Here is a 26,144-nt window from a genome sequence, read left to right as displayed (position 1 = left end):
CGAACAGGATCGGCTTCACGCAGGTCGTGTTACATGCGCAGGAAGCACGCAGTGTCTGATCGAAACGCCGAGCTCGACAATCTCTTCCAGCCCCGCACCGTGTTCTCGGTGCGGGGCTGGTGTGCGTTCGAGGGGCTTATGCGATGTGGGGGCCGGCTCGGGCGTGGGATTGTCTCGGTTGTCGGTAGGGGTCGACGGTGGCGGGTGGGACGAACCACGGGTGGTTGTCGGTGCCGATGAACACTTCCCAGTCACTGTGGTGGATCAGGCGGTGGTGGAACCCGCAGAGCAGGACCAGGTTGTTCATGTCGGTGGGGCCACCGTCGGCCCAGTGCCAGATGTGATGGCCTTCGGTCCAGGCGGCGGGTTTTCCGCAGCCGGGGAACGCGCAACCGTGATCGCGGGCCGTCAAGGCGCGTTTCTGTTTCGCGGTGACGGTACGGGCGGTGCGGGCGAGGTTCAACGGGTTGCCGTTCTCGTCCATGACGATGGCGGTGAGAACACAGTCGCAGGCGAGTTGGCGAGAGGTTTCGCGGGAGAGTGGTCCCATCCACGGCAGCCAGCCGACCGACGTGCCGTCACCGAACAGGTCCCGATACGCACCGCGATCCTGGCTCGGTCCGACAGCGCTGTCGGTCTCGAGTTCATTCGCCGCGTCCGACTCGGTCGGGTCGGATCGTATTGGGTCGGAGTGGATCGGGTTGCCGGCGTCGATGTCCACCGGGTCGGCTGGATCGGCGTTGTCGGATTCTGCTGCTGTGCGGGTGGTTTCGTCGTCGGTGATGTCGTCGGTGTTCTGACCGCTCAGGCTGTGGAGGTCCTGCAACCGGATGTGCAGGTTGATGTGGGGTCTCTCGCCGCCTTCGGTGGGCGATCCTTCGAGGCGAGGTAGTGGTCGAGGATCTGCCCGAATGCGTCGGCGCGTCGCCTCGCAGGACTGCGTTCGTCGGGGGTGCCGTCGGCTGCGGGCCGGGGTTCGGTCAGCGGTGAGAGTGCGGTGAAGAGCTTTTCTGCGGTGACGGCATCGAAGTCGGCCTTGAGGCACAGGCGTTGGTTGAGCATCTTCGATGCGAACAGTTCGTTGCGGTCGGTGTCCTCAGGGGGCGGCTTGTCGCTGCCGTAGGTGTCTTCGAGTTTGGTGATCGCTTCACGGATCTTGTCGGTGCGTGCCCCGGGCCCGGTGGCGGCGGTGATCATCGCGGTGCGGGCGATATCGCGACCCTCTTGCGGGAGGTTCTTCGGGGGTGTTTCGGCGAAGGTGAGAATCAGGGCGGCGTGGTCGACGGACATGACGCCGGTGTTCACGGCGTCGGCGATGTCGGGGAAGTTCTTCAACCCGCGAGCGAGGGCCACGATCTTGTTCGCTTTGCTCGGGGTGAGGAGGGTGGTGGAGGTCAGCCACCCGGCGGGTCCGGGGAAGCCGAGTTTCTCCCGGCTGACGCGGGTGTCGATGTCGGCGACGAGAGCGATGCGCCGTGCTTCCAGCAATTGGATGTCGTGGGAGACCGCGGCAGCGTCGGCGAGCAGTTCTGCTTCGCTCAGTTGCCAGATCTCCGTGGTCATAGGAAGAAGTGTATCGAACGGGTGTTCGATGCGCAATGATGGTGCAATCGAAAACTATTGCTGTGCATAAGGATTCGATAATCCGAACCTGTCGGTGGCGCATGGTAAAGGCTCGATCTCTCCGACGATCGCGCCAGACCGCCATTCTGCCGCGACAGGAGCTGTGGAACACGGCCGGCTCCCGTGGCAGCGCCTCACTAATAGTGGTGCGCGTTGCGCAGTCGATACCAACAGAGACCAGTCGACAGGGTCCGGCCGTGCACAACTTGCCGGGGCGCGTCAGTACACCTCGCGTTGACGTTCCTGTTCCAGCACCTGCTCGAGGTCGTTCAATCGGTTCATCGACGACACCTGTCGCGCGGTGCGGTGGTTCAGTGCCAGCATCTCGCGGTGTCGGTGGACGAAGGCCCAGTAGCCGGCGGTGAAGGGGCAGGCGTCGTCACCCAGCCTCTTCTTCGGATTGAATTCGCATGTGCCGCAGTAGTCGGTCATGCGGTTCAGGTACGCCCCACCCGAAGCGTAGGGCTTGGTGGCGATCAGTCCACCGTCCGCGTGCTGGCTCATGCCGATGACGTTCACCGGCATCACCCAGGCGAATCCGTCGACGAAAGCCGTGGCGAACCACTCGGTCAACGCTCGTGGGTCCCAGGCATGTTGCAGCGCAAAGTTTCCCAGGATCATCAGCCGCGGAATGTGGTGCACCCAGCCGCGGTCGCGTACGCCGTCGACGGTACTGGACAGGCACTTCGCGACCACGGCGTCGCCGTCCAACTCGAGAAGCCAATCCGGTAGTGGCTCATGGGCTTCGAGTTTGTTCCGTTCGAGGTACTCCGGCCCCATATGCCAGTAGAGGTGCCACACGTATTCGCGCCAGCCGAGGATCTGCCTGATGAAACCCTCCACGCTCGCGAGCGGGGTGCCGTCGAGATGGGCGTCCTCGGCGGCGTGCGCCACGTCCAACGGTTGCAGCAGACCGAGGTTGAGCGGGACCGACAACAGCGAGTGCGACATCGTCCAGTCGTCGGCCATCACCGCGTCCTCGTATTTGCCGAAGTCGTCCAAGCGATAGTTAACGAAGTGCGCCAACGCTTCCGAGGCCTCGGAGGCAGTTACCGCGAACACTCGTGGCCCGTCGACTCCGACTGTGTCCAGCTCCCACGAATCGAGATCGGCACGCACCTCGTCGTCGATGGCATCCTCGGTCGGCCACCACGGTTCTTCCACGCCGAGGGTCAGCCGACCCTTCGGGGGTGGCGACTGATTCTCGGCGTCGAGGTTCCATTTGCCAGAGACCGGGTCGGCACCGTCCATCAGCACATCGAATCTCTTGCGCTGCTCGCGGTAGAACGTCTCCATGCGAAAGGTTCCGCGCTCGGCCGCCCAGTCGGCGAACTCGGCCCGGGGGAGCGCGAACATCGGCGTCGGCAGAATTTCCGAGACCAGACCCTCCTCGTGCAAGGCAGCGACGAACTTCTCCGCCGCATGCGAGGTGGGCTCGAACACCACCACGGGCTTGCCGTACTCGGCCAGGGCTTCGCGATACGTCTCGGTCTGCAGGTAGGTGACGCGATCACCCAGCTCGTCGGCCAGATGACGCATCCCGGACAACACCAAATGGAGCTTCTGTCGGTGGTATCGCCGGCGTCGAAACACGCGCCGGGACTCGATCATCAGCACGTCCCGCTCGGCATGCTCGTCCACGGAGTGGAAGTGCGGGCCGAGCTGATCACCGAACAACCACAGAGCGTCCATTCTCGGAGTGTTCTCCCGCAGCGACGACGGCAAACCAGCGTCCGCAGCATGGCCGGCTGGTGAACACTGTGGCCGACCCAGGCGCGCCTTACTTGACCACCGACGATCCATCGCATGGACTGACCCGATGCCCGCTGATTCTGCGCTGTCCAGAAGAACGTTTCTTCGCTCGTCGTCGGTGGCCGTTGCCGTGGCCGGAGTCGTCACGACACTGCCCGCGGTCGCCCACGCCCAGGGCAGCGACCGAGGCTTTCTGCACGGGGTGGCATCGGGAGATCCGTTGCCCGACGCGATCATTCTGTGGACCCGCATCACCCCCACGCCCGACGCCACCCCAGGCTCCGGCGTCGGCCCGCAGGTATCGTTGACCTGGCGCGTCGCCCGGAACGTAGACATGAGTGGCGTCGTCGCCTCCGGAACCGTTTCCACCGGCCCCGATACCGATCACACCGTGAAAGTCGACGTCGACGGCCTCAGCGCAGACACCACGTACTTCTACGACTTCCGGACGAGCGACGCGGCATCGGCCGTCGGCACCACGCACACCGCCCCGGCCAACGATGCCGACATCGATGCGGTGCGTTTCGGCGTCGTCTCGTGCTCCAACTGGGAATCGGGGTACTTCGGTGCCTATCGCCACCTGGCAGCCAGGGGAGACCTCGACGCCATCGTCCATCTCGGCGACTACATCTACGAGTACGAGACGGGCGGCTTTCCGGGGCGCGACGGCGTCGTCCGGCAGCATTCGCCCACCCACGAGATCGTCACCCTTGCCGACTACCGCCAGCGGCACGGTCAGTACAAGTCCGACCCGGATCTGCAAGCAGCGCACGTCGACGTTCCGTGGATCTGCACGTGGGACGACCACGAGTCGGCCAACGACGCGTACGACGGCGGCGCCGAGAACCACACGCCGGCCACCGAGGGCGATTGGTACACGCGCAAGGCCAATTCGGAGAAGGCCTACTACGAGTGGATGCCGGTCCGGGCAGCAGGCACTGCCACCAACCGTCACCTGTACCGCAGGCTGCGGTTCGGCAACTTGCTCGAACTCTCGATGCTGGATCTGCGCACCTACCGCTCGCAGCAGGTGTTGCCGTTCAACGGCCCCGAGGTCGATTCACCGAACCGCACCATCACCGGTGCCGAGCAGATGCAGTGGCTCACCGACGGCATCGTGTCGTCGCCGACGCAGTGGAAGATCGTCGGCAACCCGGTGATGATCACGCCCACTCTGATCCCACCGCTCGATCGAGACGCAGCCAGGGCCGTCACCTCGCTCCTCGGAATCCCGGAGGGCGGCTTGCCCTACAACGCAGATCCCTGGGACGGATACACGGCCGACCGCCGCAAGCTGCTCGGTGCCATCGTGGACGCAGGCGTCGACAACACCGTCTTCGTCACCGGCGACATCCACTCCGCTTGGGCCTGCGAGGTACCCCTCGACGCAGCGCACTACGCAACGACGGAACCGGCTGCCACCGAGCTCGTCGTCACCTCGGTGAGCTCGGCCAACATCGACGATCTGACGCACACTCCGCCGCACACGCTGGGCCGGGTCGCCGAGGAAGCGTTCAAGGCGCTCAACCAGCACGTGAAGTTCGTCGATCTCGACAGTCACGGTTTCGGCGTCTTCGAGGTCACCAAGACGGCGGCTCGGATGGACCACTGGTTCCTCACCGCCAAGGAGGATCCGCGGACCGGCGTGTACTGGGGAGCGGGCTTCACCGTCGACTCCGGCACCCAGCGGCTTCGGGCGGCGGCACCGCCACTGGGCTGACCCGCCATACTGGACGGCGTGGCTGTACCGAAAATCGTCCTGTTCTACGTGTTCACTCCATTGCCAGATCCCGAGGCGATCCGGCTGTGGCAGCAGACGCTGGCCGCGTCCAACAACCTGACCGGACGCATCCTCATCTCCGAACACGGCATCAACGCGACGGTGGGCGGCGACGTCGACGACGTCAAGAGGTACGTCCGCGGCACCCGCAGCTATCCGGCCTTCAAGTCGGCCGACATCAAGTGGTCCGACGGCCTCGGCAACGACTTTCCGCGATTGAGCGTGCGAGTGCGCGACGAGATCGTCACGTTCGGAGCCCCCGGGGAACTGAAGGTCGACACCGACGGCGTGGTCGGCGGTGGCACTCATCTGAGCCCGCAGCAGGTGCACGAGCTCGTCGATTCCCGCGGCGACGACGTGGTCTTCTTCGACGGCCGCAACGCGTTCGAGGCGCAGATCGGCAAGTTCAAGAACGCGGTGGTGCCCGACGTCGAGACGACGAAGGACTTCGTCTCGCAGCTCGATTCCGGTGCCTACGACCATCTCAAGAAGTCCCCGGTGGTCACGTACTGCACCGGGGGAGTGCGGTGCGAGGTCTTGTCCTCATTGATGGTGGCCCGAGGATTCGAGGAGGTCTACCAGCTCGACGGCGGAATCGTTCGGTACGCAGAGACTTTCGGCGACGATGCGCTCTGGGAGGGCTCGCTCTTCGTCTTCGACAAGCGGATGGCACAGAACTTCTCCGACCACACCGCCATCATCGGTCGCTGCAGTGCCTGCGGCAACCCGACGTCGCGTTACCAGGACTTCGACGGTGATGCCGGCCGTGGTTTGCGGTTGATCTGTCTCGACTGCGCTTGAGTGATGCTGCCTTTTCGAGACGGTCTCGCGCCTCTGAGACTGCTTCTACCGCATGGTGATCCGTCCGCCACCATCGTCGAATATCTCGAACGTGAGATGCCCGACGACGATTGGCGTCGGGCAATCGGCGACGCCGAACTGGTGGACGAGAAGAGTCGGCCCATAACTTTGGACACTCGCTACCGCGCCGGCAGTCTGGTGTACTTCTATCGTGTTCCGGCGCACGAGGTTCCGGTTCCGTTCGAGATCGGCATCCTGCACGAGGACGAAAATCTGCTGGTGGTCGACAAGCCACATTTCCTCGCCACCATCCCGCGTGGTCGGCACGTCACCGAAACCGCGACAGTGCGGCTGCGCAAGCAGTTCGACTGCCCCGACCTCACGCCCGCGCATCGACTCGATCGCGCCACCGCTGGAGTGCTGCTCTTCACCAAGACCAAGCATGCCCGACGGCCGTTTCAGGAACTCTTCTCGACGCGCAACGTCACCAAGGAATACGAGACCGTCGCGGGTTTCGATGCAGCACTGCAGTTTCCGCGCGTCGTGCAGAGCAGGATCCTCAAGGAACACGGGGTCATGACGGCGTACGAGGCACCGGGGGAGCCGAACAGTGAGACCCGCATCGAGCTCATCGACACTCTCGGCGACCTCGCCCGCTATCGACTCTTTCCCAAGACGGGTAAGACCCATCAACTGCGAATCCATCTGTCGTCGTTGGGGATTCCCATCGTCAACGATCCGTACTATCCGGCGTACACATCGACTCCGGCCGACGACTTCACTCGGCCGTTGCAACTCCTGGCCCGGGCACTGGACTTCACCGACCCGCTCACCGGCGAACAGCGGCGATTCGCCAGCGCCCGAGAACTCCAGCTCTGACGCCCAGGAATCGTTCGTTCGGACGATGGTGACAATTCGGACGCGAGGTTAGCGTAACGATCGAAACATGTCCGATGGAGCACAGAGGAGAACTGCGTGAAGCGTCGTATTGCTGTTGTGTGGGGAGCTGCCGTCATCGCCATAGCGTCGCCAGCGGTTGCCGTGGCCGATACCGGAAGCGCGAGCACCGGTAGCGCGAACGGAGCGTCGAGCTTGTTCTCGGATCTGTCCCGGTTGTGGGAGGCCTGCTCGGTGACCATCTTCACCGGACAGTGCACCGGAATCGTCGCAACGGACGTGACCTACTGGTAGCGCACGCCCTGCACTGAACCCCCAACCGACAAACGCGCGCGCGTTCGCCGGACGCTCGCGGAACAGGTAACCATTCCGCTCGCATCCAGCAAACGCGCGCGCGTGTGCCTGGAGCCTGAGCCCTACTTGGCCAGCGACCGCGCCATTCCGCGTTCGACGGCCGCAACCAGCTGCGGGCGTAGTTCGGCAGCGGGGACGATGTGGTGCACCGATCCGACGCTCTGTGCGCGCTGGATGTTGTGGATGGCCTCGAATTCGGCTGCCACCTCACCCAATTTGGCGTTGCGGGCGTTCGCTCGCACGGTGGCCAGCTCGACGCGCAGAGCCGAGCGGGTGGCGTCGTCCTCGGCGGCGTTCAGTCGTGCTTCGAGCTCCTTGACGTCGGCGTCCGCTGCGGTGCGGGCGTTGACGTCGCGGGTGAACACCACTGCGGCTGCCGGGGCACCGCCGAGTACGGAGGCGAAGGAGCCCTCGACCGCGAGGACCTCCATATTGTCGTTGAGTGCTCCGGAGAACACCACGAACGCGCCGCCGTGGTAGCGCGAGACGACACAGAACACGACCGGTCCGTCGAAGTTGACGATGGCGCGGCCGATTTCGGCACCGTATTCGAGCTGGATGTTGCGCAGCGATTCCGGTGATCCGTCGAAGCCGGAGAGGTTGGCCAGCACCACGATCGGCCGGCTTCCGCTGGCAGCGTTGATGGCGCGGGCCGTCTTCTTCGACGAGTTCGGGAACAAGGTTCCCGAGGTCCACTGATCCGGGCCGTCGGACGGGAACCAGCCCTTGCGGGGGATGGCCCGCGACTCGATGCCGATCACGGACACCGGGATTCCGGCGAGGTGGGCGTCGAACACCACCGAAGTGTCGGCGTCGGCCATGTCGGCCCACCGCTCGAGCACCGAGTGGTCCTGGTCGACCACGGCGCGCATCACGGTGCGAATGTCGAACGGCTTCTTGCGGTCCGGGTTGGTGACCGAGGAGAAGATGTCGCCGACGGTGGTGAAGTCGCTGGACGGGTGCACGTGCGGGTAGGTGCGTACGTCACGCTCGGTGGGATCGGCGGTGGCTGCACGGCGTGGGAAGCGTTCTCCCGGTGCGGCATACGCGTGATCGTAGTGAGCGAACAGGACGTCGCATGCGGCTCGCAGGTTCGGTGCCCAGTACTGTGCCTGGCCGTTGGGGCCCATGACGCGGTCGTAGCCACCGATACCGAAGTTGTCCTCGGCCGAGACGCCGCCGGAGTAGTCCAGGGACTGCTTTCCGGTGAGCACCATCGCACTGTCGGGGGTCATCACCAGGATGCCCTTGGTGTGGGTGAGCATGGTGGCTTCGGCGTTCCAGTACGGCTGCGCGCCGACGTTGATGCCCGCGACGACGATGTTGATCTCGCCGCCGGCCTGGGTGAAGGTGATGATGCGGCGCAGGCCGCGCGAGACCCAGTCCATGTTCTCGGTGCCCGATTCCATGGAAATCGTTGCGCCGGAGGACAATGCGAACCATTCGACGGGGGCACCGAGTTGTTCGGCGAGGTCGATGGCCGCAACGATCCGCGAGCATTCCGCCTCGGCGACGGTGCCGAGCGCCTTGGTGGGGTCACCGAAGAGTGCGACGCGAGTGATGCCCTCGGGGTACTTGGCGGTCGGGGTGGTGGCCACACCGACGATGACGCCCGCGGAGTTGCGGCCGTAGGGACGATCGACCGGGGCGAGCACGCCGTCGGAGTCGAAGTCGTACTCGGTGAACGTGCCACCGTTGCTGCTGAGCAACGGAATCAGCTCGTACGGGTACACGGTGCCGCGGGCCTGGGATCGCTGCACCTTCTGGGTGTACTCGTCGAGCGGGCGCATCGGCTCGGTCGGCGGCGGGGTCACCTTGGCGACGATGCCGGCACCGGACCGGTACGACAGGCGCAGAGCCACCTCGCGCGGCGTCGCGCCCGGTGTTTCGGCCAGGCGTGCGATCAGCGTGATCTCTTCGAGTCCGGCTCCGATGGTCAGCGGCGCGATGTGCCGGGCGATGGTGGCGATGCGGTCCGCGGGCACGTTCAGTACCGGCCAGACGTAGAGCACGACGCGGTTGGCGTCGAGACGCTTCTTGCCGCGTCCGGCCTGTGCGCGGCGGATGCCGTCGAGGCAGGCTGCGACGGTTCGTTCGATCTCGGGTACCGCGACGATGTTTCCGGCGTCGTCCAACTGTGTTGTGATGCCCCGGATCTCGGCGAGGGCGACGAGTCGCTCGTCGGACGGGTTGGCCTTGGACGTCAGGTGGAACAGGTAGGTCCCGGCGCTGGCGGGCAGGCGGACTCCGTCGAAGTTCTTCAGTCGCCACAGGTCGAGTCGCTGACCGGTGAGCGGGTGCATGTCCCGGATGATGGTGTCCTCGGCGAGGGGCTCGGATCCCTCGACCGTGGTGCGGCGGTACGTCATCTTTCGCGTGACCGCGCCGAACACGGTGACCGTGACCCGGCGCCAGCGGCCGGAGCCGGAGTGGGCGGCCAGAACTTCCTGCAGTCGGGCCGAGAGCACGTCGCCGTCGGCGGGGGCGTCCGGCCACGACAGGTACAGATCGACGGCAAGGTTTTCCGGCGACGGGCCGGCGATGTCCTCGACGGCGTCGAGAGTCGTTGCGAGGGAGTCGAAGTCCGTCGCGGTCGAGATCAGATGCAGTCGTTCGCCCGAGAGCTCGAAGTTGCCGGTGACGAAGTGCTTACCGTCGCGGTCGAAGGCCTTGACATCCTCGAGGGTGCGAATTTCGTAGTACTGACGGGTGATCACCTCGAGCAGAGCACCGGGATCAGTGATCCGTTGTGCCAGAAGCTCGATCAGTGGTTCCGGTGTCGCCACGAGAGCGGCTACACGAGCCGAGTAGTCGGCTGCGTCGGGGTTCTCGGCCAGGTACTGCAGACTGCCACGGACGCCGTCGTAGACCTTTTCGCGGGCGATCCGGATCTGCGGCTCGTCGAACAACCGGAAGCGCAGGTTGCGGGCGACGTCGCCGATGACGGGGTAGCGGGCCTGGGTGGCACCGATGAGGCGCTCGAGTACCTCGGCCATGGCCGGGGTGGCCTCGGGCTGGGCGGAGGAGTCGCTGAGCCAGTGGCCGAGGAGGGCCGCGATCACCGGAACCTGGTTCTCCATGCGCTGCAGGGCGAGGAAGACACGGTAGACGGCCTCTTCGAGAGCCGGGGTTCGGCCCTCGTCGATAGCGGCGTCGTAGTGCGCGAGCGCGCGAGTGAGCTTGGCGCGGAACGACTCCGGCAGACCCTGGACGTCCGCGTCGAGCGAGTGCAGGAACGAGTGGAAGTGCTCGCGGGGGGAGTGGACTCGCTCGTCGTTGTTCTCCTCGTCCATCGTCGGACGGTTGCGGGAGAGCTCGCAGATGTCGGCGAAGGTGTTCAGCAACGCCAGTTCGGCGGTGACCAGCTCCGAATCGTCGCGTGGCACCTCGGCACGCAGAGTCTCATAGGTGGACAACAGGTTTCGAGCCCGGGCACCGCTGACGTCGAAGCCGGTGATGAGGGCTGCAAGTTCGTCGAGCCGATCCAGTGCGCGACGCTGCGGCGAGCGCTGCGCGGCGTCGTCGACGCCACGGAACTGCACCCGAGGTGCCTGCTCGGAGACCTTCTGTTCTCCGGCCTGATCGACGCGCAGCAGTGCAGCACCCGCGTCGACCTGTCCGTTGACCGAGGCCAGGACCTCACGCACGGTGCCCGCGTACGGGGACCGGACGGCAGTTTCCATCTTCATCGATTCGAGGACGACGAGGGTCTGTCCTGCTTCGACCTCGTCGCCGACGGCGACCGGGACGGCGACGACGACAGCGGGTGCAGGCGCGCGGACCAGCCCGGCCTCGTCCTGGGAGATCTGATGGCTGATGCCGTCGACCTCGACGAGGAAGTGGGCGGCTCCGGCGACGGTGACCACCTGGTAGCGGCGGTCACCGATGACGAGGCGGCTCTCGTAGGTGCCGAGGCGCTCGACGTCGACCTGCAGTTCGCCGATGCCGTCGCTCTCGATGCTGTAGCGGTGAGTACCGGTCTGGCCGACCTCGAGCTTGTAGGCCTGGCCCTGGTAGTTCAGCTCGACGGTGCGGCCGATGGCGTGTGTCGCGCGTGGGCGGCCGCCGCGAGCGGAGTTGAGGAACGAGGTGCGTTCGCGGCCTTCTTCGGCGTCGTAGGCGTCGATCGCTGCGGCGATGATGGCGATGTCGGCGACGGCGGTCGGCCCCACCTGGGAACCGGCTTCGGTGCGGTCGAGCCAGCCGGTGTCGGCGGAGGCGGAGATGACTTCCTCGCGGTCGAGCAGGCTGAGCAGGAACGACTTGGTGGTGGTGCCGCCGTCGATGACGACCGTGGTCTCGCGCAGCGCATTGCGCAGTCTCGCCAGCGCTTCGCTGCGGTCTCGGCCCCAGGCGATGACCTTGGCAACCATGGAGTCGTAGTCGGGTGGGATGACATCGCCCTGGGCGATGCCGGTGTCGACGCGGATGCCGGTGCCGAGGGGGAACTTGAGCAGCTCGACGGTGCCGGGGGCCGGTGCGAAGCCGTTGTCGGCGTCCTCGGCGTTGAGGCGGGCCTCGACGGCGTGACCGAACTCGGGCGGGCAGTCGCCGGGCAGTGCCTGGCCGTCGGCGACGAGGATCTGCAGCTTCACCAGGTCGATGCCGGTGGTGTATTCGGTGATCGGGTGCTCGACCTGCAGGCGGGTGTTGACCTCGAGGAACGTGAAGATCTTCTGCTCGGGCTGGTAGAGGTACTCCACGGTGCCCGCGCCCTGATATCCGGCTGCCTTGACCAGCTCGGCCGACGCGGTGCGCAGCTGATCGGACTGTTCCTTGGTCAGCAGCGGGGAGCTGGACTCCTCGATGACCTTCTGGTTGCGGCGCTGAATCGAGCAGTCGCGCACACCGGGGGCCCACACGTTGCCGTGACTGTCGGCAATGACCTGGACCTCGACGTGCCGGGCATCGGTGACCAGACGCTCGAGGAACACGACGGGGTCGCCGAACGAGCGCTCGGCCTCACCCTGGGTGCGTTCGAGGGACAGTTCGAGTTCGTCCTCGTGGAAGACCTTGCGGATACCGCGGCCACCGCCGCCCGAGCGGGCCTTGATGATCAACGGGTAGCCGATCGCCGCGGCGTGCCGACGGGCGTCGGCGCGGGTCTCGACGGGGCCGCCGGACCACGGTGCGACGGGAACGCCGACTTTCTCGGCGAGAATCTTGGCCTCGACCTTGTCGCCCAGCAGGCGCATCGCGTCCGCGGACGGGCCGATGAAGGTGATGTTCAAGCGGGCGACCAGGTCGGCGAACGTCGGGTCCTCGGCGACGAAGCCCCAGCCGACCCATACGGCGTCGGCCCCGGATTCCACCAGTGCCGCTTCCAGCACGCCGTAATCGAGGTAGGCCGAACCGCTCGCCGGCTTACGCAGCGTGACCGCTTCGTCGGCCAGGCGGACGAACATGGCCCGCTTCTCGGCCTCGGTGTGCAGCGCTACGGTGCGGATGCCGTAATCGTGTTCGGCGTTGAGCTCTCGGACGGCTCGGATCAGCCGTACTGCTGCCTCGCCTCGGTTGACTACTGCAATCCGCTTGAACAACGTATCTCTCTTCGCTCGGTGTAGGCGCACATCGCGTCGGTGCACTCGATGGGAGGTGGGTCCGGCTGGGCATGTCCGTTTGATGGTTGTCGGGTCGTTCCGCAGGCTCCGGTCCTGCGCCCATGCAGCACTCCGGTCGACTTATTCTAGCGGCAACCGGGCCCTGTGCCGTGCCAACGGCGTTCGGGGTGAGTGTGATTGATCACGAACGAGCCAATTCAATTCTGTGACAACGCATTCCGTACTGGACATTTTCTTTGCTCTGCCTCACATCGGATTCGTACTCACGAGTAGCGTTGTCGGGAAGCATAATTCGTGATTCCTCACCATCTCTGGCTACCGGCGAGTACATTACCGACGGGTACAGGTCGACGAAGGTGGTTTCGGACGAGCAGCAGGTTGCCGAAGAGGCGTTCATCCGGTGTGTCCGACGCTCTTGTCCGGTATCCGCAACGCGTTGACCCACAGCCTCGTCGCAGTGGCGAGCAGCGCCTCGTAGTCGGCGTCGGGATTGCCGTCCTCGGCGTCGACGACGAAGTGGTTGAACGCGAGACGACTGATCATCGACGACAACGCGCGGGAGGCGAGCAGGGGATCGAGGTCGGTATCCGCCACGCCGCGTTTCTGCAGGCTCTCGATACTGCGTGCGTTGCGTCGAACGAACGCGTCGGCGCGTTCGCGGCGTAGGCGGCGAAAGTCGGGATCGATGTTGGAGACCTGCTCGAGCAGTGCCATCAGCTTGGCGTTGCGCCGATATGCCTCGAAGTACGCCCGGTTGCTGGCTGCGATCACGGCAGCGGGATCGTCGTGCGGGTCCACCCGTTCCGTGCCGGGGTGCAGCATGTCGTCCCTGGCCTGTTCGAGCACCGCGGCCAGAATCTCTTCCTTGCTGGTGAAATACGTGTAGAAGGTCCCAGCCGAGCAGTGCGCGGCTCTGGTGATGTCGATCAGCCGGGAATCGAGGTAGCCGCTGTCCTCGAACACGCGTCGGGCGGCTGCCACCAGTGCGGATCGGGTCCGTAGTCCGCGCTGGGTCGTCGGCCGGCGAGTCGGCTGCTCCCCTTCGGACACCGGTGCGGCAGGCATTCAGTCTTTATACGTCATCGCTCACCGCCGTCGGGGCGAACCAGCCGGGTGAACCGCACGCCGCTGTCGAACTGGCGTGAGTGCAGATGCTCGAACCGTCGTGCGATCGGCGGCTCAGGTCCGGTCTCGGGCGCGAACAGCCCGATACCTCGGCCGAGCACGACGGGATAGACCTTGAGAAACAGCTCGTCCATCTCGTCGACGAGCTGCCCTGCGAGGTGGCCGCCGCCGCAGAACCACACGTCGGCGTCGCTGTCCTCGGCTTTGAGTTCTCGAATCAGGTCGATCGGGTTCCGGCCGACGATCGGCTCGGTCGGGTCCGTCGCGGCAGGCAGCGTGTGGGAGAGCACGTACTGCCGCAGATGGGGGTACGGGCTGGTGATGCCGATGTCGAGTGCGGGTTGCAGGGTCGCCCGGCCCATCACCACGGTGTCGAACCGCGCCGGCGGGGCATCGATGCCGAGTGCGGCGCGGACGTGCACCGGCAGCGTCTCGGGCAGCTCGGTCACGATGGCCTCGAGGTGATCACCCTCGGTCGCGAAGCAGTCGTAGGTGCCGTCGGGCGCGGCGATGAATCCGTCGAGTGTGACGGCGATGTAGTAGACCAGCTTGCGCATGCGACGCTCCTGCGATCGGCGGCCGGTGCGTGTCCGGACGGGCCGCGTTTTCTGTTGTTGTTCCAAGCAACCAAGTCGGTCTTTGTGACCGAACACTAGAACGCATTCTGTGTGCTCGGACCCCGGTGAACAACTGCTTTTCAACGGCTACTGTGACGCGGGTGCGTAAGCACTGTCCCCTGGCGGGACGGCCATTCGAGCATTTGTGGGGAAACTGTGACGGCTGCAGCGGCTACCGGTCGTGAATACGACGACGAGCTCAAGAGCAGGGTTGCGCGCCTGTTGCGCTTCCTGCGCGAGATAGTCGAGGCGCGGTCGAATCCGGTCCTGAGGTTCGACGATCATGTCCAGGTCGAGTGGCTGTACTCCAGTGAGATTCCGGTTCGTCTCGACCCGAAGGCCGGCCAGGGCGGGGTCGTACTTCGGGCGCCGCGCATCGCCGTCGACGACCCACCCGAGCCACCGGCGCTTCTGACGGGTTGGCTCGATCCCCAGGTCGTCGGAGACAGTCGCTACCGCGAGATCGAGCTCGCCGACGCGTCGGCGGCGGCATCACGTCGTCGCGGCGAGGCGCAGGAGTCCGACGCCGATTTCGATATTCGCAAGGCCTACGAGATCAAGAAGGCTTTCGAGCAGTACTCGGAGTCCTGGAAGCAGTGGGCTCACGAAGATCGAGACCGGCGGCCCAAGGCAGCGCTGTACCAGGCATTGCAACTGATGATGCAAGAGCTCGCCTCGCGCCCCGAGTCGATCGAACTGGTGGTGGCGTCGGGTCTGCTGACGTCGAGCAACCCCGACCCCCAGCGCAGCGTGCGTACTCACCTCCTCACCCAGTCGGCCGGAATCGAACGTGATGTGCGGACCGGCGACCTGTTGGTTCGACTGGTCGCCGGTAGTACCCCGCGTCTCGAGGACGGCCAGCTGCTCACCGGATCGAGGGACTTCGATACCTCCGGCTCGGTGGCTCTCGCCGAGAAGCTGCACGGCAAGGTCGACTCGCCCCTCGGTGAGGGCGTCGAAGAATTCTTGCGTGAATGGGCGACGCGAGTTCCCCGTCACGAGATCGAGGTGCTCGACCGCCTCGGGCCCCCGGGAGCTCTCGCGTATATCGACGACGATCGAACGCTGACGGTCTCGCCCGCACTCGTGCTCCGAACCCGCGACTCGTTCGCGCTGGTCGAGTACTACGAGCAGATGATCGCCGATCTCGACGCCGCCGACTCACCGGTTCCGCTGGGCCTCGCGCAACTGGTCGACGCGATCGAGCCGGCCGATCGGATGGCATGGCTCGAACGGACCGGAGCCGGCGCGTCGGCGGCGCTGGCCGAAGATCCTCTGTTTCCGCTGCCGGCCAATGCCGAGCAGTCGCAGATCATCGAACGACTCGGACGCGACAGCGGTGTGGTCGTCGAAGGGCCGCCCGGGACGGGGAAGACCCACACCATCGCGAACCTGATGTCCGGGCTGCTGGCGCGAGGTCAGCGGGTTCTGGTCACTAGTGAAAAGTCACAAGCTTTGCGAGTCCTGCGCGACAAGCTGCCGCCCGAGTTGCAGGAGCTCTGCGTCTCGATCACCGACCTCTCCCGTGGTGGTTCGGACGAGTTGAATCGCAGCGTCGCCAAGATCGCCGAGCGTAAGACCTCGTTCGACGAAGCCAGTGAGCAGCAGAAGATCGACGCGCTCACCACCCGCCGCGCGGCCGCGCTCGCTCGTCGGACGGAACTGCTGAACCGTGTCAGCGCCCTTCGTGAATCCGAAACCGTTGTGCACGAATATGTTTCGGATGGGTACGACGGCACGGTGGCGTCGATCGTACGTAAGGTCAAAGCAGCCGAAGGCGCCCACGAGTGGCTGCCCGGGCCGTTGCTCGCCGACCGGCCACCGTTCGACGGTGCCCAGGTCGACCAACTCCGAGCGCTGATTGCGGCCTCCGACGGTGCCCGCGAGCAACGATCGCGCCAGGTGCTGCCGCGTCCCGAAACGATGCTGCCGAATTCGGCCGAACTCGCAGCGCTGTGCCGGCGTGTGCATACGCCGATAGACGCCGTCCCGCCGCTGGCTGCCGACCTGATCACGTTGCTGGGCGGCGTCGAACCTGCGGTCTCGTCCGACATCCGTTCTCTCTGCGAGGAATTGGCGGCTCGCGTGCGAGTGGTCGCGGAGCTCGATGCCACGTATGCGCGGGTGACCGACTCGGTGCTGTCCGGCGAAGCGTCTCACCTGTGGTCGCGGGTCAGCGGAATCGACGACCTCGTTGCCACTGCCGCAGCGTCCGACCGGTACATCGGCGCGCACGACGTGCAGTGCTCGTCCACGTCTGCTGCGACTCTGCAGGCTATGGATGCGCTCGCAGCTGCGCTGGAATCGGGAATCGAATGGAAGCCGCGATTTCGGCGTAGCGAGGAGCAGAAGACCGTCGAAGCTCTCGGCATCGTCGCCACCGTCGACGGGCAACCGCCGACGAGTGCGATGGCCGCTCGGCTTGTCGCGGAACATATTCGGGCTCTCGACACCGTGCAGACGGCGGCGGTGTTGCTGGCCGACCTGGCGATCGTCGTCCCGCTCGACGGCCCGCGATCGATTCGCGTCAACACCGTTGCGCAGATCGCCGATCGACTCCGTTCCGTAGCGGCCGTGGTTGCCGCTCGTGACGCACTGGTACACCGCCTCTACACGGTGTCGCCTGCTGCGCCGTGGATTCGAAGCCTCGCCGAAGCTCAGGAGATAGCCGGAGCCGCTGCGGCCATCTCCGCGCGCGTCGACATCGACATCGCCCGCGCCGAGCTGGACGCTCTGCAGTTCGCGGTGGCCACTCGTATCGATGCGGGACCGTCGCCCGAAGGTCTGAATCTGGTGACGGCCCTCGGCGCTGCCGATCCTGCAGAATTGGCGGGCGCGGTCTCCGCCTACGCTCAGGCCTGCGCGGAGCAGGAGAATCAGCTGCTGCTCGAGTCGATGTCGGCCACACTGTCGGCAGTCGCGCCGGCCCTGTTCGAGTTGGTCAAGGACACCGCGGCAGATCCGGAATGGGACGAGCTCAGTTGGCAGCTGTCCAAGGCGTGGGCGTGGCGTCGCGCGCGCGAGTGGGTCGGTGAGCAGCACCACGGGGGTCTCGAGCAGCAACTCGAAGCGGAGTTGGCGGCCGCGGATGTCGACATCGCTTATCTCACGACGCGTCTCGCTGCCGCGAGTGCCTGGCTCAACAGCCTGCAGCGGATGACGGCCGTCGAGGTTCGCGCACTGCAGACTTACCGCGAGCACATTTCCAGTATCGGTTCGGGTGCCGGCAAGTACGCCGAAACCTACCGCAGCGCAGCACGATCGGCGATGCGAGAGGCACAGAGCGCGGTGCCCGCCTGGGTCATGCCGCTCTCCCAGGTGCTCGCGTCGATTCCGCCGGTGCCGGGTAGCTTCGACGTCGTCATCGTCGACGAGGCCAGCCAGGCCGACATCACGAGCCTGTTCCTGCTGTACCTCGCTCCTCGGGTGATCGTGGTGGGAGACGACCGGCAGTGCGCGCCCGCCGATGTCCCTCAGGCCGGCACGCTCGAGGACGTGTTCGACCGCCTCGATGTATATCTCCCGGATCTACCGGAGCACGTGCGGGCGACGCTGACACCGCGGTCGAGTCTGTTCTCCATGCTGCGCACCCGGTTCGGTCAGGTGGTGCGACTACGAGAGCACTTCCGTTCGATGCCGGAGATCATCAATTGGTCGAGTCAGCAGTTCTACGGAGACTCGCCACTGGTGCCGGTGCGGCAGTTCGGTTCCGATCGACTGCCGCCGCTTCGGCACACGTACGTTCGCGGGGCGACGGTCACCGGAAAGAACGCCTCGCTCGTCAACCGGACCGAGGCCATTGCCATCGCGGAGCAGATATCCGAGTGCCTCGCCGATGCCGCGTACGACGACCTGACCTTCGGAGTCGTTGTGCTGCAGGGGCAGTCGCAGGTCGACGAGATTCGCAACGAGCTGATCAAACGTATCGGCATCGAACAGTGGGAACAACGCCGCTTGCGAGTGGGCACGCCACCGGACTTCCAGGGCGACGAGCGCAACGTCGTGTTCCTGTCGATGGTGGTGGCACCGGATCAGAACTTCGCCACCCTGACCTCGAACCAGTACAAGCGTCGGTTCAACGTGGCCGCGTCGCGGGCGCAGGATCAGTTGTGGCTGTTCCATTCGGTCACCGTCGATCGCCTCAAACGAGCAGACCTGCGTAACTCTCTGCTCTCCTACGTCACGTCGGTCTCACCCGCTCCCGCCGATCCGATGCCCCAGAACGTCTCGCGCGAGATCAGGAAAGCCCCGTTCGAGACGCTGCTGGAACAGCAGCTGTTCAACGACCTCGTCGAGCGTGGCTTCCACGTCAATCCCGGTGTCGAAGTGAACAATCGGCGTATCGCGCTCGTCGTCACGGGGGAGTCCTCTCGCCTCGCCGTCGAATGCGACGTCGATTCGTTCTCGACCACCCCCGCGCAACGATCGGCGGATCTGCAACGCGAGCAGGAACTCAAGCGATGCGGGTGGACGTTCTGGCGCGTGCGGGAATCGGAGTACCACCTCGATCGTGACGGTGCTCTCGACAGTCTGTGGTTCACCCTCGCGCGATTGGGAATCAAGCCCGGTGCCGTTGGTGCGGAAGGCGGAACGGCGTCCGAGGAGACCTGGACACCGGTACCGCTAGAGTCCTCGCAGTTCGACGATTCCGGGGCTTTCGAGGCTGCGACACGAACGAACGCACCCGTTCGGCATGATTCGGTGCTGTCTCTGTGGACGATGCCTCGCCTCGACATACCTACCGACAACACCGCCGACACCGACACCACGAACGGAACCGGCACATCCAGACGGTCGGGGTTGACCAACGGAACCGGTGCTGCGAACGGTTCGAGCACGATCGACGCGACCGGAGCTCCGCGCGCGTCCACACCCCCGACAGCACCGAAAGAGCCTGCCGCAGATGCGGACTCGGACGGACCGGGTGCATCCGATTCGGTCGACAGCTCCGAAGAAGTGCGGGGCGCGGTCGACGGAGTCGAATCGAGTGGTGGCGTCGAGGAGTCCGAGAGCTCGGTCGACGAGGTGGTCGCCGAGCACCAACTGCCTCTCAACGGACTGCGGGGATACACCACGCGCCGCAGCCCGTAGGTGTAATCCGCGGGAGTCGCGGCCCGTCAGCGTGCAGCTCGTTACCGTCGTAGTCTGGTTCGCGGTATTCGTGCACGTTCGAGCAAAGAGGGTCTCCGCCGATGGCAGATCGACAGACGCAGGGGCTGCACGCCGACAGGGCGGTGCCCGAACGGCCCGGCCGAACACTTCGTCGGCGAATCATGGTCCCGGCCACGGTCGTTGCCCTGTGTGCGGTGCTGTTCGGGCTGCCCATGTGGACCGTGCTGTTCGCGGGGGCGCAGTGGCCGCCGGTGGTTCGGCTTCTCGGCGCGGCACTGGTGATCGCTGCCGCGCTCGCCTTGCCCACCGCGATGTATCTCGGTCACCGGCCCGGCATCGAGGGGGACAGGAAGGACGCCTGGGCGCGTCTCGGCGACGTCCTGCTGGGTCTCGCCTGGATCGCGTTCGTATGGTCGGCGCTCTCACTGTTGCTCAGGCTCGGGCTGTGGGCGGCCGGTGTCGACGATCCATTGCGGTCGCGAATCACGGCGGCGGCGACGGTGACAGTGATCGTCGGCCTTGCCCTCTGGGGCCATTACGAGGCCATGCGCACTCCGCGCGTTCGGCACACGAGCATCAGCATCGCCCGGCTCGGTGCCCGATTCGACGGCCTGCGAGTCGTCCTGGTCACCGACACCCACTTCGGTCCGGTGAACCGAACCGTGTGGTCGAGGCGACTGACCGACGCCGTCAACGCGCTCGAACCGGACGTGCTCGCGCACGTCGGCGACATTGCCGACGGTTCCGTGTCCACGCGCAGGCAACAGGCTGCGCCGCTGGAATCGATGCGCGCGTCCGCCGCCCGCGTCTACGTCACCGGTAATCACGAGTATTTCGGTGAGGCGCAGGAGTGGCTGGACCACATGCAGAGCATCGGGTGGAACGCGCTGCACAATCGTCATGTCGTGCTGCATCGAGGTGACGATGCCTTGGTCATCGCCGGTGTTGACGACGCCACGGCAGCAGGGTCGGGTGCCCCCGGCCACGGTGCCGATCTGGCTGGGGCACTGGCCGGGGCCGATCCGTCGATCCCGGTGTTGCTGCTGGCCCACCAGCCGAAACAGATCGGCGACGCCGTCCGAGCGGGCGTCGATCTGCAGGTGTCCGGCCACACCCACGGCGGTCAGATCTGGCCGTTCGCGGCATTGGTTCGACTGGACCAGCCGGTGGTGCACGGACTGAGCAGGCATGGAGCGCGTACGCAGCTCTACACCAGTCGGGGGTCGGGATTCTGGGGGCCGCCGTTCCGGGTGTTCGCACCGAGTGAGATCTCGGTCCTGACGTTGGTGGCAGGCTGACGCGTCGGCACCTGGCAGTATCGGACGGGTGAGGCATACGGGAGAGATCCAGGTAGTCGCAACCGATCTCGACGGCACGCTACTTCGTTCGGATCGAACGGTGTCGGCGCGGACGGCAGATGCGATGGCCGCGGCCGAAGCCGCAGGCATCCGGGTGGTGTGGGCGACGGCGCGGGCGCGGCACTCCATCGCCGAGCTTGCGGCGTCGTGTGGGTTCACCGGTACGGCAGTGGGAGCGAACGGTGCGGTGGTGCTGGACCTTGCCGATGGCAGCCCGGTCATCGTCGCGACCAGGTCGGTGCCGACGGAGACGGTCGCGGCTGTCACCTCCGCCGTTCGATCTCTGGTTCCCGGCGTGGCGGTCGCAACTGTGGGTGCCACTCGTTTCGTCGCCGAGTCGCGATACGCGGAGCTGTGTGTCTTCGCCGACCATCACCGCCACCCGCACGAGATGGAGCTGTCGGAGGACGGTCTGTCGGCCGACATCGAGCCGACAGTAAAAATTGTTGCACGACACAGTGATACGCCGAGCGAGGAGTTGTACGCGTTGGTGGCCGAGGCAGGTCTCGTCGGTGTGGAGCTGACGCACTCCGGGGCACCGTACATCGAGATGTCCGCCGCCGGGGTATCCAAGGCCACTGCTCTGGCGGAGTTGTGCGAACAGTGGGGCGTAGCTCAGGACGACGTGGCAGCGGTGGGAGATGCGCGCAACGACCTTCCCATGCTGGCGTGGGCCGGTACCGCGCTGTGTCCATCGAATGCTGCGGAGCCGGTGCGCGCTGTGGCCGATCGTGTACTGCATTCGCACGACGACGATGCGGTTGCCCGCTATCTCGAAGAACTCACCGAGCGTCGAGTGCAGCGGTAGTCGTTCGCGATACTGTTCTCGGTCGACCGGCCTTCGACCCATCTGGGTCCGACATCACGGATGGCGTTGTCTCGGAACAGATCGCTTTGTCTCCGAACAACAGTGACCTGCTGTGTGGAGTCGTCGAGGTAGGTTCGGCGGACGCCGGTAGCCTCGGTCGTGCCGAATCGACCACCACGAAGGGCCTGCAGTGAACGACTCTCCCACGACCCGACCGTCCGAACCCACCACGATCGCCGAGTATCTCGACGCTCATGCACTGCAGGTGTTGCCGCTGGACGGCGCTGCGGCGGCCGATCTCGGCATCACGGTGCCGGTTCCCGCGGGGTGGCAGACGCTCGATCCGGCACAGTTTCCCGGTGCGACCCAAGTGACGGTCGAGCCGAACCTGGTGGAGAACGGTTTCGCGCCGAATGCTGTCTTGCTGGTCGGGAAGCTCTCTCGCTCCATCGACCCGGAAGCGTTGATGGCGTTGGGTTTCGGTGACGGGCGCGCGATGCCGGGGTGGGTCGAGCAAGAGACGAGCACGGAACCGTGGGCCGGCTGGCCGTCACGGTTCATTCGTGGCACCTACGTCGCTCAACAGCTGGAAGCTGCGGTGACGACGCGTTACGCAGTAGTGGGCGAGGACAGTCGGTACCTGGTCCAGCTGACCGTGACGACGCTCGAGTCGCAGCTGGATGCGCTGGCGTTCGACGTCTCTGCGATCAACGACGGACTGACGCTTCCCGCGGCATAACTCATTCGGGTTTTCTATGGCAGGGCCTCGTTATCGCGATTGTAGAACCGGCAGGCTTTCGTTTGACTGGTGACGAACCATTCGAGCGAAAGGTGAAACACCATGCGAGTACTTGTGATCGGCGGAGCGTCGGGAATCGGTAGGGCGGTTGCTACCGAGATCATCGACAGCGGAGGAAGCGTCGTGCTCGCCGGGCGTCGGCCGGATGTCGTGGAACGGGTTGTGTCTGCGCTGGGTGATCGAGCCAGCGCCCTGACTGTGGATCTGAGCGACGAGGAATCCATCGCCGCAGCTGCTGCAACTGTCGGAGCGATCGATCACGTCGTGAGTCTGGCCGCCGATCATGCCAACGGACCCATAGGTGAGCTCGACGTCGCCGATATCCGAAAAGCGTTCGACGCAAAAGTGATCGGGCCGATCCTGTTGGCCAAGCATTTCGGTGGGCACATCTCCGAAGGTGGCTCGCTGCTGTTCTTTTCGGGGGTTGCCGCATGGAAGCCGGCGCCAGGGCTGTCGATCATGTCCACGACGAACGGTGCCGTGTCGTTTCTCGTCGAGGCTTTGGCGGTAGAACTGGCACCGATTCGAGTGAACGCCGTGTCGCCGGGAATCGTGGACTCCGGAGCATGGGACGCCATGGGCGACGGCAAGCAATCGTTCTTCGAGGAGACGGCGCGAGCGAATCCTGCCGGACGCGTCGGTCGACCGGCCGATGTGGTCGCCACCGTGCTGTACGCCCTCACCGCCACCTTCGTCACCGGCACAACACTGCATGTCGACGGCGGTGGGCGTCTGAGCTGAACGAGCCGAACACTGGAGCCGGGTTGCTCGTCGAACCCATGTCGTCACTCAGGCGTCATAGTCCGCGTGTTTTCGGCATGCCGTGGCGAGCGAGGTCGGTGAGAAACCGTTGCACCAGGGCGTCGGTAGGGGAGCCGATCATGGCCACCACCGTCCGGCGAAGTGGCGGGCGCAGCGGTTTGACGACTCCGTCGAACCTCGGCGGCAGCGCTGTACTCGGGACGAGTGCGATGCCCAGCCCCGCCCGAGCGAGTTGTGCTGCTGTGCTGGCACTTCGAGTGCGGGTGGCAACGGTCAGAACCACCTCGCTCGATGCGGCCTCGGCGTCGATCCAGGCGGCGAGCCCGTTGGTCGGGTGGTAGTGCACCACGGGCCGATCGAGCAGATCGGCCCACGACAGGTCGGGCCGGTCGGTTAGGTCGAGGCCCTCGGGGACCACCGCGACCACGTCCTCGGTACCGATCTTGACCACCTCCCCGACGAAGCGCGTCGACTCGGGGCCCACTGCCACGTCGCAATCGCCTCGCGCAACGGCGTCGGCCATCACGTCGGCGCTGCTGTATTCGGTCAATTCGATGTCGACGTCGCGGTATTTACGTGCCCAGGTGCGAAGTGTGGGAGCCAGTACGGGAACGGTCATCGTTTCGACGCAGCCCAACCGGAGGCGACCTTCCGAGCCTTCCGCGCAGGCTCTGCCGGTGCGGATGACCCGTTCGGCGGACGCCAGCGCCGCCCTGGCGTCATCGAGGACGGCAAGGCCCGTGGGGGTGGGGCGGACGCCACGGGGGAGTCGCTGCAGTAGTGGGGTACCGATCTCGTTCTCCAAGGCGGCCAACTGATGTGACAGTGCCGGCTGAGACAGGTGTAGTCGGGTCGACGCCGCGGTGACCGAGCCGCAGTCGACGACGGCAACGAAGCATTCCAAGGCGCGCAGAGTCGGCACCGCACGAGGGTAGGCGATACTGCTCTGCACTACCGCCCGGACAGGATCGAGCGGCGGTGTTTCGTGACACCTGGGTCTGCTGCACCGATCCGGCTAGGGTCGTAGGAATGTCGATCAGAACCGGCCGCGTTCGGCACCTGTCGGTGGTGCCGGATATCCCCGAAGCCGACGAGCCGGCCGAACCCAGCGCAACGGAGGGTGCCGCGCGTGGCCTGGCGAATCTGGTGCTGAGGGTGAGTATCGATCACACGCGGCCGTCGATCTGGCGACGAGTGCGCGTGCGATCGGATCTGTTGTTGTCGGAGTTGCATTCGGTACTGCAGATCGCCGTGGGCTGGGAAGACCGACACCTGCACGCATTCAGTGTCAGAACCGCGGGGGCGACCCGACGGTTCGAAATGCAGGAGACCCTCGACGACGAACCGGACGACGACGCCTCCAGTGAGGAGCGGGTACGCGTCGACGAGGTGTTGACGAACCCGGGATCCGTCATGACGTACGAATACGATTTCGGTGACGGGTGGACCCACACAGTCGAGCTGGAACACGAGGACTCCGATATCGACGACCTTCGTTCGATCTGTCTCGACGGTGCCCGCGCGTGTCCTCCCGAGTCCTCGGGCGGTCCGTCGCGCTATACCCAGGCGCTGGACATCGCGGCAGACTCGTCCGACCCCGAACACTCCGAACTTCTCTCCCAGTGGGGTCCGACGTTCGACTCGGCCCGTTTCGAGGTCGATGCAGTCAACCGCGTGCTGCAATCCGCAGATGTCGGTAGGTCGACGCTCGCCGAAGCTGTCGCGGCCGCACCGGCCATCGGGCGACTGTTCGACCGAGTACGACCCACCCACGTGCCGTCACTGATGGCGTTGCTGCCCCGGTGCGAGCTCACCGTCGAAAGTTCGGTGGACCTGCCGGTTGCCGAGATCGCGATGGCCAAGCTCACCTGGTTCCTCCGAAAGGTCGGCGACGGCGGGGCTGTCCTCACCGATGCCGGCTACCTCAAGCCCGCTTTCGTGGCAGCGATCCGCGACGAGCTCGATTGGGGTCTGGGGTGGGTGGGGTCGAGCAGCCGCGAGATCGACCACCATCAGGTCACCGACTTGCGCGAGGCGGTCCGACACCTCGGGTTGACCCGCATCGCGAAGGGGCGGCTGCTGCGCACGAAGCTCGGCGAATCACTGGCCGATGACCCGATCGGCATGTGGCGGCATGCGGCCTCGCGGCTTCCGCTGGGGAGGGAGACATACGAGACCGATGCCGCGACGCTGTTCCTGATCTCCCTGGCCGCATCGGCCTCAGCGGCCCACCGTAACGAGATGCTGATCGAGACGGTCTCCGAATTGGGCTGGGCCAGTGAGGATTCCGGTGTGTTCGACGCCAAGTTCGCTGCTCAGACGACCATGAGCTTTCTCGACCTCATCGGTGCCCATGGCCCGAGCTTCTACTTTCGGGAAGCCGTATCGGACTCACCGAGTTGGTCCCGTCGATTTGCACGCGACGCTTTGTCCAGTTGACCGCCGATTCCGAGGCGTTCGGTGCCGTCTCGGCCGGCTCGACGCGTCTCCAGGGGCCTGACCAGCCGATTTGCGTGTGTGGGGTTGGTGGCGTAACTTTTGTCGAGTCAGAGCGACGGACACCGACCCGGTCTTCACGGACTGGGTGAACGAGGTTGGACGTGTGGCTCGGCAGGTTGTATCCCCCAAGAGTCGGGCCTTGTGTCCGAGACCAAGCTGGGATAGGCTGGAACAGTTGCCCTTGAGGCCTACGGACTGTGTGTTCGTGGGGTTCGAGTGTGTGCGTGTTCTTTGAGAACTCAACAGTGTGTCGATGAATGTCAGTGCCGAATTTTATTTGGTGAAAGCATTCGATG

The 26,144-nt window shown here is 65.4% G+C and carries 15 protein-coding genes and 1 pseudogene; 10 read left to right on the top strand and 6 right to left on the bottom strand.

The features are described 5' to 3' along the window. Positions 1-136: 136 nt before the first annotated feature. Together CH285_RS28635 and CH285_RS05935 are read right to left on the bottom strand one after the other, a co-directional pair. Positions 137-1,563 (bottom strand): annotated as a pseudogene (locus CH285_RS28635) (DUF222 domain-containing protein). 279 nt (positions 1,564-1,842) lie between these two features. Beyond that, on the bottom strand, positions 1,843-3,315 hold the full coding sequence (locus CH285_RS05935) for a cryptochrome/photolyase family protein (protein WP_094643137.1): 1,473 nt from the start codon (positions 3,313-3,315) through the stop codon (positions 1,843-1,845). Positions 3,316-3,442: 127 nt separating this feature from the next. On the opposite strand from CH285_RS05935, the gene CH285_RS05930 reads away from it, so the two are divergent. From CH285_RS05930 to CH285_RS05915, 4 genes are all read left to right on the top strand, one after another. Then, the gene (locus tag CH285_RS05930; protein ID WP_094643136.1) at positions 3,443-5,095 is read left to right on the top strand and encodes an alkaline phosphatase D family protein; all 1,653 of its coding nucleotides are present in this window, start codon (positions 3,443-3,445) and stop codon (positions 5,093-5,095) included. Positions 5,096-5,113: 18 nt separating this feature from the next. Then, entirely contained in the window at positions 5,114-5,956 is an 843-nt protein-coding gene (trhO, locus tag CH285_RS05925) for an oxygen-dependent tRNA uridine(34) hydroxylase TrhO (RefSeq protein ID WP_094643135.1), read from the top strand. Positions 5,957-5,959: 3 nt separating this feature from the next. Then, positions 5,960-6,835 carry a pseudouridine synthase gene (locus CH285_RS05920; protein ID WP_032407136.1) on the top strand — a complete coding sequence of 292 codons (876 nt, stop codon included), beginning with the start codon at positions 5,960-5,962 and terminating at the stop codon, positions 6,833-6,835. A gap of 96 nt (positions 6,836-6,931) precedes the next feature. Continuing rightward, positions 6,932-7,147, top strand: coding sequence for a hypothetical protein (locus tag CH285_RS05915; RefSeq protein ID WP_032407130.1), 216 nt, complete (start codon positions 6,932-6,934; stop codon positions 7,145-7,147). A 122-nt stretch (positions 7,148-7,269) separates the two neighbouring features. Here the strand turns inward: CH285_RS05915 and CH285_RS05910 are convergent, their stop codons facing one another. The 3 genes from CH285_RS05910 to CH285_RS05900 form a co-directional block, all read right to left on the bottom strand. Next, on the bottom strand, positions 7,270-12,747 hold the full coding sequence (locus CH285_RS05910; RefSeq protein WP_094643147.1) for an ATP-binding protein: 5,478 nt from the start codon (positions 12,745-12,747) through the stop codon (positions 7,270-7,272). Positions 12,748-13,161: 414 nt separating this feature from the next. Next, positions 13,162-13,833, bottom strand: a complete 672-nt coding sequence (locus tag CH285_RS05905; RefSeq protein ID WP_032371643.1) for a TetR/AcrR family transcriptional regulator — start codon at positions 13,831-13,833, stop codon at positions 13,162-13,164. A gap of 14 nt (positions 13,834-13,847) precedes the next feature. Next, the gene (locus CH285_RS05900) at positions 13,848-14,450 is read right to left on the bottom strand and encodes a dihydrofolate reductase family protein (RefSeq protein WP_094643134.1); all 603 of its coding nucleotides are present in this window, start codon (positions 14,448-14,450) and stop codon (positions 13,848-13,850) included. 216 nt (positions 14,451-14,666) lie between these two features. On the opposite strand from CH285_RS05900, the gene CH285_RS05895 reads away from it, so the two are divergent. The 5 genes from CH285_RS05895 (at position 14,667) to CH285_RS05875 (ending at position 23,328) form a co-directional block, all read left to right on the top strand. Next, positions 14,667-19,601 (top strand): AAA domain-containing protein, encoded by a 4,935-nt coding sequence (locus CH285_RS05895; protein WP_094643133.1) that lies wholly within the window; start codon positions 14,667-14,669, stop codon positions 19,599-19,601. 101 nt (positions 19,602-19,702) lie between these two features. Continuing rightward, the gene (locus tag CH285_RS05890; RefSeq protein ID WP_094643132.1) at positions 19,703-20,920 is read left to right on the top strand and encodes a metallophosphoesterase; all 1,218 of its coding nucleotides are present in this window, start codon (positions 19,703-19,705) and stop codon (positions 20,918-20,920) included. Between the two features lie 28 nt (positions 20,921-20,948). Next, positions 20,949-21,788 (top strand): HAD family hydrolase, encoded by an 840-nt coding sequence (locus tag CH285_RS05885; RefSeq protein WP_094643131.1) that lies wholly within the window; start codon positions 20,949-20,951, stop codon positions 21,786-21,788. A 190-nt stretch (positions 21,789-21,978) separates the two neighbouring features. Beyond that, complete coding sequence (locus tag CH285_RS05880; RefSeq protein ID WP_052055089.1) at positions 21,979-22,527, top strand: LpqN/LpqT family lipoprotein; 549 nt, start codon at positions 21,979-21,981, stop codon at positions 22,525-22,527. A gap of 102 nt (positions 22,528-22,629) precedes the next feature. Continuing rightward, on the top strand, positions 22,630-23,328 hold the full coding sequence (locus tag CH285_RS05875; RefSeq protein ID WP_032364877.1) for an SDR family oxidoreductase: 699 nt from the start codon (positions 22,630-22,632) through the stop codon (positions 23,326-23,328). 55 nt (positions 23,329-23,383) lie between these two features. On the opposite strand, the gene CH285_RS05870 is transcribed toward CH285_RS05875, so the two are convergent. After that, positions 23,384-24,271, bottom strand: coding sequence for a LysR family transcriptional regulator (locus tag CH285_RS05870; protein ID WP_032364898.1), 888 nt, complete (start codon positions 24,269-24,271; stop codon positions 23,384-23,386). A 107-nt stretch (positions 24,272-24,378) separates the two neighbouring features. Here CH285_RS05870 and CH285_RS05865 point away from each other — a divergent pair, with 107 nt between their 5' ends. Beyond that, positions 24,379-25,788, top strand: a complete 1,410-nt coding sequence (locus tag CH285_RS05865) for a plasmid pRiA4b ORF-3 family protein (protein WP_094643130.1) — start codon at positions 24,379-24,381, stop codon at positions 25,786-25,788. Positions 25,789-26,144: the final 356 nt, after the last annotated feature.

Origin of the sequence: Rhodococcus sp. 05-2256-B1, from assembly GCF_002258465.1 — a bacterium.
Lineage (GTDB): Bacteria > Actinomycetota > Actinomycetes > Mycobacteriales > Mycobacteriaceae > Rhodococcoides > Rhodococcoides fascians.
Note: the sequence above shows the minus strand (reverse complement) of the source record. Positions and strands in the feature narration are given on the sequence as shown.

What these genes read in the sequence shown, in the direction of transcription:
- CH285_RS05930 (WP_094643136.1), top strand. Translation starts at nt 3,443, where the DNA reads ATGCCCGCTGATTCTGCGCTGTCCAGAAGAACGTTTCTTCGCTCGTCG.
- CH285_RS05865 (WP_094643130.1), top strand. Translation starts at nt 24,379, where the DNA reads ATGTCGATCAGAACCGGCCGCGTTCGGCACCTGTCGGTGGTGCCGGAT.
- CH285_RS05905 (WP_032371643.1), bottom strand. Translation starts at nt 13,833, where the DNA reads ATGCCTGCCGCACCGGTGTCCGAAGGGGAGCAGCCGACTCGCCGGCCG.
- CH285_RS05920 (WP_032407136.1), top strand. Translation starts at nt 5,960, where the DNA reads ATGCTGCCTTTTCGAGACGGTCTCGCGCCTCTGAGACTGCTTCTACCG.
- CH285_RS05935 (WP_094643137.1), bottom strand. Translation starts at nt 3,315, where the DNA reads ATGGACGCTCTGTGGTTGTTCGGTGATCAGCTCGGCCCGCACTTCCAC.
- CH285_RS05875 (WP_032364877.1), top strand. Translation starts at nt 22,630, where the DNA reads ATGCGAGTACTTGTGATCGGCGGAGCGTCGGGAATCGGTAGGGCGGTT.
- CH285_RS05900 (WP_094643134.1), bottom strand. Translation starts at nt 14,450, where the DNA reads ATGCGCAAGCTGGTCTACTACATCGCCGTCACACTCGACGGATTCATC.
- CH285_RS05890 (WP_094643132.1), top strand. Translation starts at nt 19,703, where the DNA reads ATGGCAGATCGACAGACGCAGGGGCTGCACGCCGACAGGGCGGTGCCC.